The sequence below is a fragment of the Aeromonas sp. 600527 genome, from assembly GCF_049175415.1.
GTDB lineage: Bacteria > Pseudomonadota > Gammaproteobacteria > Enterobacterales > Aeromonadaceae > Aeromonas > Aeromonas veronii_A.
In genome coordinates this window covers 62947-79471 of sequence record NZ_JAAKVA010000006.1, presented here as the reverse complement: position 1 = coordinate 79471, position 16525 = coordinate 62947, and the positions used below count along the sequence as shown (strand labels likewise).

Sequence of the window (16525 nt, the reverse complement as noted above, 5' to 3'; positions counted from 1 at the left end):
AAACAATTATTCCTCACTGCCGGACAATTTCCCCCCGAGCCAGGGGGCAAGTCGCTGCTCCCAATAGGGTTCGGGGCCAAAGCGGGCCTTGAGGAAATCGATGAAGAGGCGGATCTTGGGATCCAGATGTTCGCGCCGGGCATAAACGGCGTGTACCGCCATCTGCTGGTTCGGTCGCCACCCTGGCAGCACAGGGATCAGCTTGCCGCTCTGTAACTCCTTGTCCAGCAAGTAGTTGGCAATATAGGCGATACCGAGCCCGGCCAGTGCAGCATCCCGCACCGCCTCCGCCATATCCACCCGATAGTTGCCCGCCACCTGCACCGTCTGGCGCTCCTTGCCCTGGCGAAACGACCACTGGTGATAGCGCCGCTCCCGACTCTGGTAAGTGATGCAGTTGTGCTGGGCCAGATCCTTGGGATGGAGCGGCGTGCCGTGGCTCAGCAGGTAATCCGGCGAAGCCGCCACCACGAAGCCAATGTCGGCCAGCCGCTGTCCCACCAGCCCTTCCGGCTTGTCCTCATAGGTGGTGAGCCAAAGATCCAGCCCCTCATCTACCAGATTGGTTCTATGGTCGAACAGCGAGACTTCCAGCTCCAGCTCGGGATAGCGATCCTGAAACGCCTTGAGATGAGGAATGACGTGCAAGCGGCCGAAGGATTGGCCCACCCCGAGATGGAGCACACCGCTCACCTTGCCGCGCCGCTCGGCGATCATGGAGTCAGCCTCCTGCGCCACCGCCACGAGCGCATGGCAGTGACGGGCATACTCCTGACCCAGCTCGGTCAGGACGAAGCGGCGGGTGGTGCGCTGCACCAGCTGGGCGCCAAGGGTGGTCTCCAGCAGCGCCAGCTGCTTGCTGATATGGGATTTGGAGACCCCGAGACGACGGGCGGCGGCAGAGATCCCCTGCTCGCGCACCAGCGCATCGAAGATCACCATTTGAGGAAGACGTTGCAGCACAGGATAACCGGATTGAGTGGCGGTAGCCCATTATTCCAGAGCCGCCCGCCAAGGGGTAGGGTCAGAGCCCCAGCGCCCGGGTGATCTGCAGTTTGAGGGGGTCGTCAGCCGGATTCTGGTTGGCGCCGTAGCTGGCGATCAGCTTGCCATCGCGCCCCACCAGATACTTGTGGAAGTTCCAGTTCGGCTCATCCCCATCAGCGGCCGCCGCCAGCCCCTTGAACAGTGGCACAGCATCGGAGCCCCGCACCGCTACCCGATTGAACATCGGGAAGGTGACGCCATAGTCGCGGCGACACACCTCGGCGGTCTTGGTCTCGTTGCCCGCCTCCTGCCAGAAGTCGTTGGAGGGGAAACCTAGAATAATCAATCCCTTATCCTTGTAGCTCTGGTAGAGCTGCTCCAGATCGCGGAACTGGCCGCTGTAGCCGCAATAGGAGGCGGTATTGACCACCAGCACCACCTTGCCCTCGGTCAGCTGACAGAGATTGTGGCGCTGAGAGTTGTTTAGCTCCCGCATCTCCACATTGAAATAATCGGGGCACGCCGCAGAGGCCGCACCGGCCCCCAATAACAGCAACAGAGTGAACCATTTCATCGCCAAGACTCCTTTTGTTTTGTCCATCATACGCGGTTACCAGAGCCGCAGTTCACTCTCAATGCAATGGAATGCCGGTCAGCCAGCCGTGGCCCCAGAACACCAGCAGCGCGGTGGCAGCCAGGCCCGCCCCGACGCTGATGCCGGTGCCCGTCCAGTTGGCCGCCGGACGGGGATATCGCTGCCAGTCCCGCACCGAAATCCAGACCATGCTCACCAGCGCCCAGAGCCCGATGCCGCCAAACAACACCAGAGAGCGCGCCTCGCTGTTGACCAGCAGATGAGCCACCGCCCAGAGCAGGGTACCGAGCAGTTGGGGATGCACCAGCCAGCGCCGCAGATGGTTGGGCCCCTGGCCGGAGAAGAAGAGGATCAGCGCAAAGGGCATCATCACCGTCATGGTCATCGGCCCCCACTCCGGCAGGAAATAGAGCGGCAGCGAGCTGGCCGAGCGCCAACCGGCGATGATGCAGGCGATGGCGACAAACAACAACAGGGAGAAGAGCCCCTTGTAGCGATTCTCCCCCAGCCGCTCGCGCAGCCGCGCCCGATGGGCCACCGCAAAACAGGGGTAGAGATGGATCAGGGTAAACAGCGCAACCCCCAGGGTCAGCAGGAACATGAGTCTCTCCTTGTACTTGGTACGACCACTATGCCGTAAAGGGAGATTTGCGCCTATCAAAACCGTGCTGACCCATGGAGTCAAAAGTGTGGCAAGACAAAGGAGCAGAAAGAAAAGAGCCGATCACGATGGATCGGCAAATAAGTGCCAGGGCAGTCAGACATCTCGCGGGATGGGAGATGCCCCAAACGGGGATATTGAGTGGCCGATGGGGCGCATCGGCCGAACCGGATCAGCCCTTGAGCTGATAGAGCGCCGCTACGTTGCGCGCAGTGAGTTGAATGTTGGTGCTGGCGCTCTCCAGCGCCTCCGGCAGAGACATGGCGCGGTTGACTACGGCGAATACCGCGTCCAGCCCGTGATCGTGTACCACACCGCAATCGTCGGTCAGGCAACCGGAGATACCGATCACCGGCTTGCCGAACTGCTTGGCGCAGCGTGCGACACCGATTGGCGTCTTGCCATGGATGGTCTGGCTGTCGATGCGCCCTTCGCCGGTGATGACCAGATCCGCATCGGCCACTTCATCGGCCAGTTTCAGGGCTTCGATGACGATCTGGATTCCGGGCTTGAGCTCGGCACCAAGCAGACCGACCAGCGCGGCACCCATGCCACCGGCGGCACCCGCCCCCGGAATATCCTTCACCTGCTTGCCAAGGGCCTGCTCAATGCAATCGGCATAACGGGAGAGGTTAGCATCGAGCTGTGCCACCATCTCGGGGGTCGCCCCCTTTTGCGGGCCAAACACCGCAGAGGCGCCTTTCGGGCCACAGAGCGGGTTGTTCACATCACACGCCACCTCGATAACCAGCTCATCCAGACGCGGATCCAGACTGCTCAGATCGATGGTCGCGAGCTCACTGAGACCTGCGCCACCCAGAGCAATAGGCGCACCATCCGCTTTGAGCAACTTGCAGCCGAGCGCCTGGATCATGCCGGCACCGCCGTCATTGGTGGCGCTGCCGCCGATACCGAGGATGAGGTGCTTCACCCCCATCTCCAGCGCAGCCAGGATCAGCTCGCCGGTGCCGAAGCTGGAGGTGAGCAGCGGATTGCGCTGCTCGGGAGCGACCAGATGGATGCCGGAAGCGGCGGCCATCTCGATGACGGCACGCTCGCCATCACCCAGCAGACCGACAAAACCCTGTACCTTGTTGCCAAGGGGCGCGGTCACTTCGACCGGCAGGATGCGGCCACCGGTGGCATCAACCAGCGATTGCACCGTACCTTCACCGCCATCGGCCATCGGCAATTTGACGTAAGTGGCGTTCGGCAGCACCTGCTTGAAACCGGCCTCGATGGCATCAGCCACCGCCATGGCGCTCAGACTCTCCTTGAATGAATCGGGGGCAATAACAATTTTCATATCAATTCCTTAGGCGAGGCCAAACACGCCAAACATCAGGGTGGAGACAGTGGCAATGGTCAGACCGACTGCGGTTTCGTATGGGATAAGTTTCAGGCGCTCACCCACCCCCATGTGGACGCTGCCACCGGTGGCATGGAAGAAGGAGCCGTGGGGCATGTGGTCAAACACGGTGGCACCGGCATGGATCATGGCCGCTCCGGCCAGACTGCTGATGCCAAGTTCAATCAGGGTGGAGCTGAATACGTTGGAGGCCACCACGGTACCGGCGGTGGTCGAGGCGGTTGCCAGCGACATCAGGGCACCGGAGATGGGCGCCAGCAGGTAAGAAGGCAGACCGGAGGCGGTCAGGCCGCTGATCAGCACATCTTTCAGGCCGGAGTTGGCGATGATGCCCGCCAGGGTACCGGTACCCAGCAGCATGATGGCAACCGGCGCCATGCGGGCGAGGCCGGAGACCGCAAACTGGTTCACCTTGCTGAATTTACCCATCATCAGGGCACCAACCAGACCACCGAGGGGCAGTGCAATCAGCGGATCCACCACGATACCGGCGACCGGCCGCAGAGCCAGCAGCAGGATGGCGACCAGCGGCGCGCTGATGGCGGCGGCAAAGCCCGGCAACTTGGCACCGGCAAAGCTCACCACTTCATCAGCAGCAACCTTGCTGCCCTTGTTGTTAAGACGCTTGGCCAACCAGTAGGCCATCACCAGACCGAACAGACCCGGGATGATGCCCGCCGCCATCACCGAAGTGAGGGGCAGATGGAAGGCGTCAGCCGCGGCAATGGCGTTGGGATTGGGGGACATCACGTTGCCCGCCTTGCCGCCGCCGATCATCGCCAGCAGAATGGCCGCCTTGGAGAGGTCGGCACGGCGGGCGATGGCCAGCGCGATGGGGGCGACCGTGATAACGGCCACATCCACGAATACGCCGACTGCAGTCAGGATCAGGGTCGCCAGCGCCAGTGCCAGCAGGGCGCGGGTTTCACCAAGTTTCTTGACGATGGTCTCGGCGATGGTAGTGGCCGCGCCCGATTCGATCAGCACGCCCGCCAGTACACCGGCCGCCAGGATCCGCATCACCGCAGTGGTGATCCCCTGGGCACCGCCGATCATCAGGGCGACGGTCTGGGTCAGATCGGCACCGCCAATCAGGCCACCGGCCAAAGCCCCCACGATCATGCCGTAAGCGGGCGGCACCTTCTTCAAAATGAGGATGATGGCGATGGAGAGCGCTGCGATGGCGCCAAGGGCTGTAACCGGGATCATGACGGACACCTTCAATGGGAGTGAATGGCCGCCATTATGGAGATCTGCAATCAGAATGCTTTGGCTTACAAACCAAAAATTGCGTCATGTAAAAGTGGTTTTTTGTCCAACTTCACAATCACAAGTCGAGATTAAGGCCGAGATAGAGCAAAAATTTGTCGTCTAACTTGTTGAAATTCAACCCGGTTATCTGCTCTATCCGCCCCAGCCGATAGCGCAGGGTATTGGGGTGAATGAACAGCGCTTCGGCACAGCGATGCAGATCACAATCCTGCAAGAAATAGTGGCGCAGGGTCTTCTGCAGCACCCCCTTGCCATCTTCCTGGGACAGTTTCTGCAGCGGTGTGCGCAGCTGATCCGCCTGCCAGGAGTCCGCCAGACTGCCCAGCAGCACTGGCAAACGGTAGTCCTCAAAGAAGTAGACCTGTTTGCGCGGCGCCTGCCGCATGCCACGGCGCAGGGTATCTCGCGCCGTCTGATAAGAGCGCGCCAGCCCGTCGATCCCGGCGAAGTAATCGCCCACCGCGATATGCACCTTGAAGTGGGGAATGCGAGCCAGCAACTGCTTGATCCGGCTGCGCTCCTGCGCCGATTGCCAGACGCCCTCACTCAACTGCGCCGGTTTGAGCACCACTATCTCGTCGAGCCCGTTGATGGCGACCAGATTGTCCCGCTCCGGATTTTCCAGCTGATGAACCAGCTCCCGCAGACGCGCCGGATCCGCCTCCTCCAGCGCCAGCACGGCCACCACCCGAGGCTGGGCCAACTCCAGTCCGAGAAAACGGGCCGCCTGCTGCAATTGATCGACTCGCCCCTCACCACGAATGAGCTGCAACACCAGCTCCTCCTTGTGGCGCTTGTCCCACTGCAACTGCTCGGTGAGCGCCGCCTGCTCCAGGATCAGCTCTGCCGTCATTCGCACCAGCTCGGCGTAAGCACGCACTTCCTCCGGATCGCCAGAGATACCGATCACCCCGATCAGCTCCCCCTGATAGGAGATGGGCAAATTGATGCCGGGTCGCACCCCTTTGAGCTGCAGGGCAGTCGCTTCGCTGATCTCCACCACCCGGTTTTCGGTCAGCGCCAGCACAGCCCCTTCGTGGCGCTGATGAATCCGCTCCGGATTGCCGGACGCAATGATGAGGCCGTGTTCGTCCATCACGTTGACCGAGAACGACAGGATCTTCATCGCCCGTGCGACGATCTGGCGGGCAAGGTTATCGTTTAGCTGCATAACATCTCCGGACAAGGGGCTGATCTGGCGGCGCCACCATGGGGCGATTCAGAGCACATGGGCGCAAAGATGCCACATCATCAAGACAAGCGAGAGGGGGATCGCTAGAATAGGCCACTTTACCCGATGTGTGCCCCGCCATGGAGCAGGAATTGCGTGCTTGCACCCGCCTGCCCGTGATGGCCCATCCCTCCGATCTGGACTGTGCTATGGATTATGAATTTCGCCGCGACCCGTTTGGTGGCTATCGCGCCCGGTTCTCCATGGGCCATGAAGCCATCGGTCAGTGGCTGATCGACGAGGTTGGCAAGGATGAGGAGAAGCTCGACGAGCTCTTCTCCATCATTGATCAGCTCTCCAACCGCACCCGAGTCGAATACCGGCTCAACGGCGGTGACTACTCCCTGCTGCTGACCCATGAAGAGGCGGAGGTGAAAGCCAACGCCCTCAATATCGAGCTGGGTGAGGATCTTGACGATCTCGCCTACTACGATGATGAACAGCTGGCCATGTGCGGGCTGGAAGATTTTGCCCAGGTGCTTACCTCCTGGCGCGCCTTTATCCGTAACGAGGATATGGGCTGATTGACCCAATGTCGGGCAAACGTGCCCTTTTGCCTAACTCAACAGGATTGACTATGTCTATTTACGATTTTGATGACGAACTGCCGGAAGACGAAGAACAGGAATCCACCAAGAAAGCGGCTGCACCTGCCAAGAAGAAAGGCAAGCAGGTGATGAACACTCAGGTCAACCTGAGCCCACGCGATGCCAGCCGTCTGAACGGCATGCACGTTGAAGCGATCGCCACGCTGGACGATGTCAGCCTGCCGAAGAACGTCATCTTCAAGGCTGGCCTGATCGCCCTGGGCGAACTGGAAGCCGGCAAGCGCGCCGATATCATCGCCCGCGTGATCGCCGAATCAGGCCGCTAATCCCCCCTGAAGGCATAAAGAAAGCCGGAGCCACTGCTCCGGCTTTTTGCTTTCCGCCTAGGTACTCTCAACGGCAATCGATCCCCTTTCCGGCTCGGGAGACCAGTTGGTCATAGCGACCATCGGCACGGGCGGCAGCCAGGGCATGATTGAAGCGCTCAAGCAGGTTCGCGGCCTCCGGGTACTGCCGTGAAATGATCAGATAAAAAGTATCGCTCTGGCGAAAGTGGGGCAATGCCTGCAGATGGCAGGGGTCGCCAAACAGCTGACGGCTGGCATCCCGGGTCACCGTCTCGTTCATCGGCAGCAGATCGATCCGTTTGCGATCCAGCAGCTGCAGACATTGTGCCAGGGTCTTGGGGCGCTGCAGATCCAGCCCGAAACGCTTGATCACCCCGTCGGCATGGCTGGTGCTCCACCCCAGCGGAATGCAGACTCGCAGCCCTTGCCAGCGACCAGCCTGAATGGCCTCGCTCCCCCGATAGGTGAACCAGGAGAGGCGATCTATGTGAATGGGAGCACTGTAGTGGAAGAGCTTGGCCCGCTCGGCAGTCCAGGCGTAGGGGAAGGTGGCCGCGACCAACCCATTGCGGATCAACTGATAGCCGCGGGGCCAAGGCAGGTAGTCGACCTGGAGCTCTCGATACCCGGCCTCTTGCAGCAGGGCCGTCACCAGCCGGGTGCTCTCGCCGCCTTCAGGCAGGGCCTTGCCGGTATAGGGGGTAAACTCACCGGTCACCAGCAGCAAGGGTGCGGCCTGCAGCCAGACACACCAACAACACAACAACCACAGACAGTGCTTCATCAGGTGCTCTCCCTTTACCCTGTTGATGAGTATAGAGAAGGGATCCGACCACCTCCTGCGCGGTTGTCCTGCTGACGCCCACTTGTTAAGGTTGCCGCCTGCCTCGATCAAGGAGATCCAATGTTACCCCTCCCCGACTCATTTATCTGGGGCGCGCTGGCGCTGGCCGTGCTGCTTGCCCTCTTCCGCCAGCGTCTTCCCGCCTTTGCCCTGCTGGGACTCTCCCTGCTGCTGGCACTGTGGCTTGACCGAATGACGCTACCCGCCCTGCTGGTCTCGGTCGCAGGATTACTGCTGGCGTGGCGTGCGCCAACCCTCCCCGCCCGCTGGGCGATGGCGGCCAGAGTGGTGCTGATCCTCTGGGCAATTGCACTGACCCTGCACCTGATCCCCGGCTTCAACAATCTCAAGGTGCTGGATCAGGCGCTGGCAGGCCCCGCCAGCGTGCCGTTCAACATGTATCTGAACCTCGACAAACCGCTGCTGCTCTTTGGCTTGCTGCTGGCCTGCCCGATGCTGCTGGGCAAGGGGGGCGCAATCCGCTGGCGCCCTTTGGCCCTGTTGCTGCTGCCGCTGGGTGCCCTGCTGGTCATCGCCTGGCAGTTGGGGGCACTGAAACCGGAAGTGGGTCTGCCCCACTGGTGGTGGCTGTTTGCACTCAACAATCTGCTGTTCACCTGTGTGGCAGAAGAGGCGCTGTTTCGCGGCGCGATCCAGCAGGGGCTGACCGAGCGTTACCGCCCCTGGATTGGCATCGTCGTGGCCGCGCTACTATTCGGAGCCATCCACCTGCCCGGTGGCCCACTGCTAGCGCTGTTTGCGACCCTGGCAGGCTGCTGCTATGGCCTGGCCTTCCAGCTCAGCGGGCGACTCTCCGTGGCCATCCTGATCCACTTCGCCTTCAACTTCGCCCATCTGGCGCTCTTCACCTACCCGCTGGCCCAGCACTAGCTCCTGAAGGCGCCTGACACGGGCGCCTTCCCTCGCTCCTCTCTCTTTAAGCGTGCTGCCTCGCTCGCTTTACTCCTCAACAAAGCTCCAAACAAAACCAATTCATTTACTTGTAACCAAAGTGTAAACAAACTGACCTCTGCATTCGCCATAACAGTCACTTTCCATTGCCCTGCAACCAAAAGGATCCTGTGATGCAGAAAACCCTCAGTTATGCCGCCCTGCTGCTGGTCAGCCAGTTCCCGCAACTGGCACTGGCCGATACCGATGTCTACCTCACCAACAACAGTCCTGAACCGCTTCAGATCGACATCCGCCAAAGCGGCAGCGGCCAGCTGCAACCCGGCTGTCAGTGGAGCCAGCACCGCACCGAGCTGGGCCCGTGGGAGAGCGCCATGGTACTCAGCTTCAATCGCTATGAGGGGGTCAAGGCGGGCAAGAGCTATCTATTCGAAACCCGCGTGACCACAGCGGGTGGCGATGTCTATCGCCTCAACCAGCTGATGGAGGGAACCTGGTGGAACACCACCTTGCAGCACGGTGGCGAGACGCCGACCAGCGCATCCGGCTGGCAAAACGATAGGGCGATCCATCGCGTTGCGGGGCCACAAGAGCTGGCCTTTGCCGCCAAGTTCACCGGCCGCTACGACGATCTGCACTATATGATCACGCCCCCCCCAAAAACGGGAGCAACCGGAACCGGCAGAAAACAGGCTCAAGGTGGCCAGCTACAACGTCTGGGCGCTGCCGGTCATCGCCTCCAGCATCGGTGAGCGGTTGACCCTGCTGCCTGATTATCTCAAGGGTTATGACGCCCTGCTGCTGCAAGAGGTGTTCGATGGCCGCCGCGAGGGCTTTTTGCAGGCGCTGGCGAAAGAGTATCCCTATCAGACCAAGGTGCTCGACAAGCCCGGGGTCAACGTCCACGACGGCGGCGTGGTGATCGTTAGCCGCTATCCCATAGTGCGAGAGGCCCAGCTGGTCTATCCCCAGTGCACAGGCACCGACTGCTTCGCCGACAAGGGGGTGATGTACGCCGAGGTGATCAAGGGGGGCAAGGCGTGGCACCTGTTCGCCACCCACACCGCCAGCTTCGACACCGACGAGGCGCGCAAGCTGCGCCAGATCCAGTTCGGTCAGATCCGCTCTCTGGCTGCCAGCCTCAAGATCCCGACCACGGACACCGTCATCTACGGCGGCGACTTCAACGTCAACAAACGCAAGTTTGCCGATGACTACGCCAACATGCTGGCCAATCTGAACGCCCATGAACCCGCCTATGGCGGCTATACCGAAGCCACCTTCGATCCCAGGATCAACCCCTATGCCGGTGGCCCGCTCTCCGGTGGCGCCAACGTCGAGTATCTGGACTATCTGGTGGTGAGCCGGGAGTACGGCAACGCCAGCCACAACCTCAACACGGTCTGGATCCCGCGCAGCAGCGATGGCAGCCTCTGGCCTGCCAGCAACCTCTCAGACCACTTCCCGGTCAAGGGAGAGATCAGCCGATGACTCGCCGTTACGGGATACTGGCACTGGCTATCCTGACCCTTTTGCTGGTGAATCTGGGCTGGCAGGAAGAGCCGTCCCCGATATCACCAGAACGGTCGGCTACGCCCTCTCTGGCCGATGTGCAGTTGCCAACAGAACCGGGGAGCCCGCCTCCCCGCATGCCAAACGCTGAGGGGATAGATGGCAAAAGCAAAGAAGTGCCCAGCAGCTGGCAGGCGATGCCGGATGAACTGATCAACCAGCTTGCCAGCGAGATCAGCGACAGCGAGTTGCCGCTGGCGCAGCGTGTAAGCAATCTGGAAGCAACAGAGGCCGAGTGGCTGAGCGAGGGGGAGAGTCTGATCCGGTTACAGGAGCGCTATGCCCTGGCGCTGGATCAGTTGGCGCAGGAGAGCGAGCAGTTACCGTTGGCCGAGCGGCTGGACGCCCTCAGCCGCTTGCAGGATCGGTGGGCAGCGGATCATCCGGATTTGGCGGTGGAGCTATTCAACCCAGATGCCCGCCTGCAGCAAGCTCGTCAGCTGTGGGGAGATGAGGAGCTGGCCACCCTGGCCCGCCACTTCCTGCCCGCAGAGAAAGTCGAAGCCACGCTGGCGTTTGCCGGGGCACGTCAGCAGCAGCTGGATCAACGCAGCCGCTACCAGCGAGAGCTGGCCGAGCTGGAGCAGCAACTGGCGATCAGCCAACAGCAGATGGATCCTGCGCTGTGGCAACAGCACAAGGAGGAGGTATTGAGCCAGTGGCGTCGTGACTTCTTCGCGCGGGAGCAAGGCAAACCCTGAGGTCAGCGCTTGCCCTTGAACTGCTTGACGCTGCGTTTGGCCTGAGTACGGCGATTGGCCTGCTTGTCACGAGGGGGGCGCTTGCCCTCCCCGCTGGCAGGCTGGTCAGTGACCGGGAATCCCGCCAGATCGCCCAACGGCAGCTCGCGGCCGGTCAGGGTGCGAATGGCTTGCAGCATGTCACTCTCGCCATGACAAACCAGCGAGATGGCCAGCCCCTCGCGGCCAGCCCGGGCGGTACGACCAATGCGGTGTACATAGACAGGGGCGCTGGCGGGCAGATCCAGATTGATCACCACCGGCAGCGCCTCCACATGGATGCCACGCGCCATCAGGTCGGTGGCCACCAGCACCCGAATTTTGCCCTCTTTGAAATCGCCGAGCGCCTGCTCGCGCACCGCCTGCTCCTTCTCGCCATGAAGGGCGGCCACCGCAATGCACGCCTTGGCCAGCTTTCTGGCCACCCCGTCGGCATCATCCCTCGCACTGATAAAGACCAGCACCTGCGGCCACGCCTGCTCCTTGAGCAAGCTGATGAGCGCCGGCACCTTGCTGCTCTTGTTGACCAGATAGAGTCGCTCTTCGATCTCGTTCACCACGCTGTTGAGGGGGTTAGCCTCGATACGGGCTGGCTCGCACAGCAGGCCGTTGGCCAGCGCCTCCAGCTCGGCAGGCAAGGTGGCGGAGAAGAGCAGGGTCTGGCGATCCACCGGAATAAAGCCGAGCAGCGCCTTGATGTCGGGTGCAAAGCCCATCTCCAGCAGACGATCCGCCTCATCCAGCACCAAGAGTTGCAGACCATCCAGCCCCAACAGTTGCTGGGTCAGCAGATCCCGCATCCGCCCCGGAGTGGCGACCAGCAGCTGTGGCCCCTGTGCCAGTTCGGCCTGTTGCCGCTCCTGCGCTACACCACCACAGAGAGTAACGATGCGCAGCCCCAACGCACCAGCGCCCTCTTTTAGCGCGGCTGTGACCTGAATCGCCAGCTCGCGGGTTGGCACAAGCACCAGACCCTGCACCTGGCTGGAGGCAGGATCCAGCCGTTGCAGCAGCGGCAAACCAAACGCCAGCGTCTTGCCGCTGCCGGTCTGGGCCAGTGCCAGCAGATCCTGCCCCGCCAACGCCGCCGGAATCGCCAGCTGCTGGATGCGGGTCGGCGTCTGCAAGGTGGCGGGCAAAGAGGCAAGCAGAGCGGGATGGAGGGCAAGTTCGCTAAAGGTCATGGCGCTACGTTAACAAAGAGAAGTGGGAGGCGAAGTCTAGTGAGCGGGGGCCGAGAAGTAAAACCCTATCCATCATGGGCCGACCGAACGGTGCAGGCTGACTACACTTCACCTGACACCTTGCCAAGAGAGGCCAGCTATGACCAGACACCTCCCCCTTCTGCTACTCGTGGCCACCCTGCTCGGCAGCGCAACGCTCGGCCTGTCGCAGACGACGGCGAGCGATACGGGTACCGAGCACCCCAAACCTGTGCGCGTTCTCAATGCTCACCTTGGCGAGCTGCCGGGGCTGATCAATGCCGACAAGACAGGTCCCTTTGTCGATCTGGTACATGCCATCGATGATCTCTACCCCGATGTGACCATCAAGATCACCATCTACCCCATCGCCCGCGCCATGGCGGGGGTAATCGCCGGCAAGGCTGACCTGGGGCTGCCCGCCATCCGCAACCTCAAAGATGCCGAGATATTGCCCTATAGCTTCAGCACTCGTAGTTTCGGCAAGGTGACCCATGTGATTTACAGCAATACCGCCAATCCGGTCACTACTGATATGGCCTATGGCATAGTGCCCAGCAAACGGGATCTGCTGATCGAGGCGGTTCCCGACTATATGCCCTTCCCGGTGCAGCGCTCGATGAGTATCGAGCAGTCACTGCGCAAGCTCTCACGCGGCCGTATCGACGCCTTTATCTGGGCGCAAGAGGAGGCCGACCTGATGCTGAAGCATCTGGGGCTGACCAATGTTCGCCGGGAATTCTTCGGTGATTTCGAAGATGTCTTCATCATCCAGAAAGGGGCTGCAGGTGATGAGATGGACGAATTTCTCCGCAACGCCATCGACCAACTGGCAGCAAGCGGCAAACTGGCCGAGATCTACAATAAGATCCACCGTCCCTATGTGGAGTGGCAACCATCTCCTCCCGCCAAGACGGAGCCAGCGTCCACCCAACCCGCAACGCACTGAGCAGCCCATTTCCCCATAAAAAATCCCGCCGAAGCGGGATTTTTTATGGCTTGCAGCCTTACAGCACGGCCAGCGCAGCGGCGTAGTTCGGCTCGTCGGCCACTTCTGCGACCAGCTCACTGTGCAGCACCTTGTTATCACCATCCAGCACCACGATGGCGCGAGCGGTCAGCCCGACCAGCGGGCCGGAAGAGAAGGCAACGCCGTAATCTTCCATAAAGGCCGCACCGCGCAGGGTGGAGAGGGTCACTACCTTGTCCAGACCTTCGGCGCCGCAGAAGCGGGACTGGGCGAACGGCAGATCGGCGGAGATACACAGCACGACAGTGTTATCCAGCGCGCTGGCCTGCTCGTTGAACTTGCGCACAGAGGTCGCGCAGGTGGGAGTATCGACGCTCGGGAAGATGTTCAGGATTTTGCGCTGACCGGCAAAGCTTGCCAGGGTCACGTCGGAGAGATCCTTGGCCACCAGGGAGAAGGGCTTGGCTTGCTCACCGGCGACCGGGAAGTGACCAGCGACGGAAACCGGGTTGCCTTGCAGAGTGACTGAGTTGCTCATGTGTTATGTCCTTTATTGATGTAATAAAAATCCGGGTGATCAGTATAGGGGCGGCAGGACCAGACAAACACCCTCGAAGACAAGGGATATAAAGGGGTTGACCTTGGACTTAACACCAAGGTTTAGACTCCCCCTCAATAATCAGGGATCTCGCAGGGGCGGGATCCATCAAGAGGGACTCATCATGAGCAAATCCTGCTGCAATCATCAGCACGCCGCCCCCATCAAGGCCGTCAGCAAGGCGGCCCCCGGCCAGAGTGAACATCACCACGATAGCCACTGCTGCGACAACACCACGCCCGTCAGTTGCTGTTCAACCCAGACGCCTCATGAGCACACATCCCGTGACGGCAATGAATCCCCCGGGGATGAAGAGCCTCCCCGAGGAAGCTGTCACGCTCAAGCGTGCTGCAGCGCCCCCTTATCGCCAGCTCACGATCATAAGCATGAGCATGAGCATGAGCACGATATGCCCCCTGCCGACCCGCTGGTTGCGCCGGTGCAAGGCAACAGCCGCCACAGCTGGCAGGTGTTGGGGATGGATTGCCCCAGCTGCGCCCGCAAGATCGAGACCGCCGTCAGCCGGGTGAGCGGCGTACAACAGGCGCGCGTATTGTTTGCCACCGAGAAGCTGGTGGTGGATCTGGCCCCCGGCCTCTCACCCGATCCCGTCACCGCCGCCGTGCTGGCCGCCGGTTTCCAGCTCAAGGGGGAAAGTGCTGACAAGCAGGCAGCTGGCCGCAAGCAAGCTTCACAACCGCCCCTGCAAGGCAATCTATTCGGTAACTTTTTGGGCAAATATTGGCAGCCCCTGTCACTAGCCGGCCTGATGCTGGTCGCCGCCCTGCTGCCGAAAGAGCTCGGTCAGCCACTCTTTACCCTGGCGACCCTCTGGGGTCTGTGGCCCATCTCCCGCAAGGCGTGGGCGCTGACCAAAAGCGGCTCCCCCTTCGCCATCGAGACCCTGATGACGGTGGCCGCCGTGGGGGCCCTGTTCCTCGGCGAAACCGCGGAAGCGGCCATGGTGCTGCTGCTCTTTATGCTGGGTGAACATCTGGAGGCCTACGCCGCCGGACGCGCCCGGGCTGGAGTGACCGCGCTGATGGCGCTGGTGCCTGACAAGGCGCTGCGCATCCGTACCACTGTCGAGGGCGAGGTGCGCGAAGAGGTCGGCGCCGATGAGCTGCGTCCCGGCGACATTATCGAAATCGCCCCGGGTGCCCGTCTACCTGCCGACGCCCGCCTGCTCGATGAGCTCGGGGCGTTTGACGAGAGCGCCCTGACCGGTGAATCCATTCCGGTGGAACGTCGCCAGGGGGACAAGGTGCCGGCCGGTAGTCTGGCTGCCGATCGGGTGCTGCACCTTGAGGTGGTGTCCGAACCCGGCAACAACGCCATCGACCGCATTCTGCACCTCATCGAGGAAGCGGAGAGCCAGCGCGCCCCCATCGAGCGCTTTATCGACCGCTTCAGCCGCTGGTATACCCCGGCCATGATGCTGGTTGCCCTGCTGGTGGTGCTGGTGCCGCCCCTTGCCTTCGGCCAGAGCTGGGACGAGTGGATCTATCGCGGGCTGGCGCTGCTGCTGATCGGCTGCCCCTGCGCGCTGGTCATCTCCACCCCGGCAGCGGTTACTTCGGCGCTGGCCGCCGCCACCCGTCAGGGGGCCCTGATCAAGGGTGGTGCCGCACTGGAGCGACTGGCCCATATCGACACTGTCGCCTTTGACAAGACAGGCACTCTGACCCTGGGCAAGCCGCAACTGACCAAACTGGTGAGCCTCAATGGCCAACCGGAGGCCGAGTTGCTGGCACTGGCGGCTGCCATCGAGCAGGGCTCCCACCACCCGCTGGCCCGCGCCGTGGTGGCCGCTGCCAACGAGCAGGGGCTAGTTCAGGTAGAAGCCCGCGACTTGCGCGCCCTGCCGGGCATGGGCGTTGAGGGACGCATCAACGGTGAACTGTGGCAACTGCTGGCACCGAGCCGGGTGGCGGCCCTGAATATGGAACAGCAAACCCGGATTGGTTCGCTGGAGCGGCAGGGCAAGACGGTGGTCGTGCTCTGCCAGAGCAGCGGCGACCAGGCGCTGCCGGTCGCCCTGCTAGCGCTGCGGGATCAGATCCGGCCGGAAGCGGCTGCTGCGCTGCAAGAGCTCAACCGACTCGGGCTCAACAGCATCATGTTGACCGGGGATAACCCCCGCACCGCCGAGGCGATCGCCACCGAGCTGGGCATGGGCTGGCGTGCCGGCCTGCTGCCGGAGGGCAAGGTCGATGAGATCGCCAAGCTCGGTCTGACGCAAAAGGTCGCAATGATCGGCGATGGCATCAACGATGCCCCCGCCATGAAGCGGGCCAGTATCGGCATCGCCATGGGGGGCGGCACCGACGTGGCGCTGGAGACTGCCGATGCGGCGCTGACCCACAACCAGCTCGGCGGCATAGCTGCGATGATCCGGTTGTCGCGGGCGGCACTGGCCAATATTCACCAGAATATTGCGCTGGCGCTGGGGCTGAAGGCCATCTTTCTGGTCACTAGCCTGCTCGGCATCACCGGCCTGTGGATTGCGGTGCTGGCCGATACCGGCGCCACCGCGCTGGTGACCGCCAACGCCCTGCGGCTGCTGCGCAAGCGCTAAGCCAGCCAATGGCATCCCAGCCAAAAGCCGTCCCCCAACCGGGACGGCTTTTCTTTTTCCTCTCATTTCTCTCACGGCACCCCGTAAAAGAAAAAGCGC

General features: G+C 61.8%; 15 protein-coding genes and 1 pseudogene. 7 read left to right on the top strand and 9 right to left on the bottom strand.

What is annotated here, in order from left to right:
• Positions 1-6: 6 nt before the first annotated feature.
• The 6 genes from G5154_RS09860 to G5154_RS09835 all read right to left on the bottom strand — a co-directional run bounded on the left by G5154_RS09860 (position 7) and on the right by G5154_RS09835 (position 6055).
• Positions 7-942: a LysR family transcriptional regulator gene (locus G5154_RS09860; RefSeq protein WP_162515184.1), complete on the bottom strand. Its 936-nt coding sequence runs from the start codon at positions 940-942 to the stop codon at positions 7-9.
• Positions 943-1024: 82 nt separating this feature from the next.
• A complete protein-coding gene (locus tag G5154_RS09855; protein WP_076495785.1) occupies positions 1025-1561 on the bottom strand; it encodes a glutathione peroxidase in 537 nt (178 codons plus the stop codon).
• A gap of 58 nt (positions 1562-1619) precedes the next feature.
• The gene (locus G5154_RS09850) at positions 1620-2183 is read right to left on the bottom strand and encodes an NnrU family protein (RefSeq protein ID WP_216976857.1); all 564 of its coding nucleotides are present in this window, start codon (positions 2181-2183) and stop codon (positions 1620-1622) included.
• 232 nt (positions 2184-2415) lie between these two features.
• Positions 2416-3549, bottom strand: a complete 1134-nt coding sequence (locus G5154_RS09845; RefSeq protein ID WP_421250750.1) for a glycerate kinase — start codon at positions 3547-3549, stop codon at positions 2416-2418.
• A gap of 9 nt (positions 3550-3558) precedes the next feature.
• Positions 3559-4821, bottom strand: a complete 1263-nt coding sequence (locus G5154_RS09840; RefSeq protein ID WP_005340326.1) for a GntP family permease — start codon at positions 4819-4821, stop codon at positions 3559-3561.
• A 118-nt stretch (positions 4822-4939) separates the two neighbouring features.
• Positions 4940-6055 (bottom strand): sugar diacid recognition domain-containing protein, encoded by a 1116-nt coding sequence (locus tag G5154_RS09835; RefSeq protein WP_421250749.1) that lies wholly within the window; start codon positions 6053-6055, stop codon positions 4940-4942.
• 209 nt (positions 6056-6264) lie between these two features.
• On the opposite strand from G5154_RS09835, the gene G5154_RS09830 reads away from it, so the two are divergent.
• Positions 6265-6639: a YacL family protein gene (locus G5154_RS09830; RefSeq protein ID WP_026034971.1), complete on the top strand. Its 375-nt coding sequence runs from the start codon at positions 6265-6267 to the stop codon at positions 6637-6639.
• 53 nt (positions 6640-6692) lie between these two features.
• Positions 6693-6989, top strand: a complete 297-nt coding sequence (locus G5154_RS09825; RefSeq protein ID WP_005348860.1) for a hypothetical protein — start codon at positions 6693-6695, stop codon at positions 6987-6989.
• A gap of 67 nt (positions 6990-7056) precedes the next feature.
• Here the strand turns inward: G5154_RS09825 and G5154_RS09820 are convergent, their stop codons facing one another.
• Positions 7057-7794: a substrate-binding periplasmic protein gene (locus G5154_RS09820; RefSeq protein ID WP_421250748.1), complete on the bottom strand. Its 738-nt coding sequence runs from the start codon at positions 7792-7794 to the stop codon at positions 7057-7059.
• A 120-nt stretch (positions 7795-7914) separates the two neighbouring features.
• Here G5154_RS09820 and G5154_RS09815 point away from each other — a divergent pair, with 120 nt between their 5' ends.
• The 3 genes and pseudogenes from G5154_RS09815 (at position 7915) to G5154_RS09805 (ending at position 11039) form a co-directional block, all read left to right on the top strand.
• Complete coding sequence (locus tag G5154_RS09815) at positions 7915-8745, top strand: CPBP family intramembrane glutamic endopeptidase (protein ID WP_421250747.1); 831 nt, start codon at positions 7915-7917, stop codon at positions 8743-8745.
• A gap of 194 nt (positions 8746-8939) precedes the next feature.
• Positions 8940-10257 (top strand): annotated as a pseudogene (locus tag G5154_RS09810) (sphingomyelin phosphodiesterase).
• Entirely contained in the window at positions 10254-11039 is a 786-nt protein-coding gene (locus tag G5154_RS09805) for a hypothetical protein (protein WP_421250746.1), read from the top strand. The pseudogene G5154_RS09810 and the gene G5154_RS09805 overlap by 4 nt, the downstream one beginning before the upstream one ends.
• A gap of 2 nt (positions 11040-11041) precedes the next feature.
• Here G5154_RS09805 and G5154_RS09800 read toward each other — a convergent pair whose 3' ends face one another.
• Positions 11042-12262, bottom strand: coding sequence for a DEAD/DEAH box helicase (locus G5154_RS09800; RefSeq protein WP_421250745.1), 1221 nt, complete (start codon positions 12260-12262; stop codon positions 11042-11044).
• Between the two features lie 139 nt (positions 12263-12401).
• Here G5154_RS09800 and G5154_RS09795 point away from each other — a divergent pair, with 139 nt between their 5' ends.
• Positions 12402-13229: an ABC transporter substrate-binding protein gene (locus G5154_RS09795; RefSeq protein WP_421250744.1), complete on the top strand. Its 828-nt coding sequence runs from the start codon at positions 12402-12404 to the stop codon at positions 13227-13229.
• A gap of 58 nt (positions 13230-13287) precedes the next feature.
• Here G5154_RS09795 and tpx read toward each other — a convergent pair whose 3' ends face one another.
• Positions 13288-13788, bottom strand: coding sequence for a thiol peroxidase (tpx, locus tag G5154_RS09790; RefSeq protein ID WP_021230929.1), 501 nt, complete (start codon positions 13786-13788; stop codon positions 13288-13290).
• Positions 13789-13972: 184 nt separating this feature from the next.
• Here tpx and G5154_RS09785 point away from each other — a divergent pair, with 184 nt between their 5' ends.
• On the top strand, positions 13973-16426 hold the full coding sequence (locus G5154_RS09785) for a zinc/cadmium/mercury/lead-transporting ATPase (RefSeq protein ID WP_421250743.1): 2454 nt from the start codon (positions 13973-13975) through the stop codon (positions 16424-16426).
• Positions 16427-16525 lie beyond the last annotated feature (99 nt).

Coding starts and splice junctions, on each gene's coding strand:
- G5154_RS09860 (WP_162515184.1), bottom strand. CDS start 942: ATGGTGATCTTCGATGCGCTGGTGCGCGAGCAGGGGATCTCTGCCGCC.
- G5154_RS09855 (WP_076495785.1), bottom strand. CDS start 1,561: ATGAAATGGTTCACTCTGTTGCTGTTATTGGGGGCCGGTGCGGCCTCT.
- G5154_RS09850 (WP_216976857.1), bottom strand. CDS start 2,183: ATGTTCCTGCTGACCCTGGGGGTTGCGCTGTTTACCCTGATCCATCTC.
- G5154_RS09845 (WP_421250750.1), bottom strand. CDS start 3,549: ATGAAAATTGTTATTGCCCCCGATTCATTCAAGGAGAGTCTGAGCGCC.
- G5154_RS09840 (WP_005340326.1), bottom strand. CDS start 4,821: ATGATCCCGGTTACAGCCCTTGGCGCCATCGCAGCGCTCTCCATCGCC.
- G5154_RS09835 (WP_421250749.1), bottom strand. CDS start 6,055: ATGCAGCTAAACGATAACCTTGCCCGCCAGATCGTCGCACGGGCGATG.
- G5154_RS09830 (WP_026034971.1), top strand. CDS start 6,265: ATGGATTATGAATTTCGCCGCGACCCGTTTGGTGGCTATCGCGCCCGG.
- G5154_RS09825 (WP_005348860.1), top strand. CDS start 6,693: ATGTCTATTTACGATTTTGATGACGAACTGCCGGAAGACGAAGAACAG.
- G5154_RS09820 (WP_421250748.1), bottom strand. CDS start 7,794: ATGAAGCACTGTCTGTGGTTGTTGTGTTGTTGGTGTGTCTGGCTGCAG.
- G5154_RS09815 (WP_421250747.1), top strand. CDS start 7,915: ATGTTACCCCTCCCCGACTCATTTATCTGGGGCGCGCTGGCGCTGGCC.
- G5154_RS09805 (WP_421250746.1), top strand. CDS start 10,254: ATGACTCGCCGTTACGGGATACTGGCACTGGCTATCCTGACCCTTTTG.
- G5154_RS09800 (WP_421250745.1), bottom strand. CDS start 12,262: ATGACCTTTAGCGAACTTGCCCTCCATCCCGCTCTGCTTGCCTCTTTG.
- G5154_RS09795 (WP_421250744.1), top strand. CDS start 12,402: ATGACCAGACACCTCCCCCTTCTGCTACTCGTGGCCACCCTGCTCGGC.
- tpx (WP_021230929.1), bottom strand. CDS start 13,788: ATGAGCAACTCAGTCACTCTGCAAGGCAACCCGGTTTCCGTCGCTGGT.
- G5154_RS09785 (WP_421250743.1), top strand. CDS start 13,973: ATGAGCAAATCCTGCTGCAATCATCAGCACGCCGCCCCCATCAAGGCC.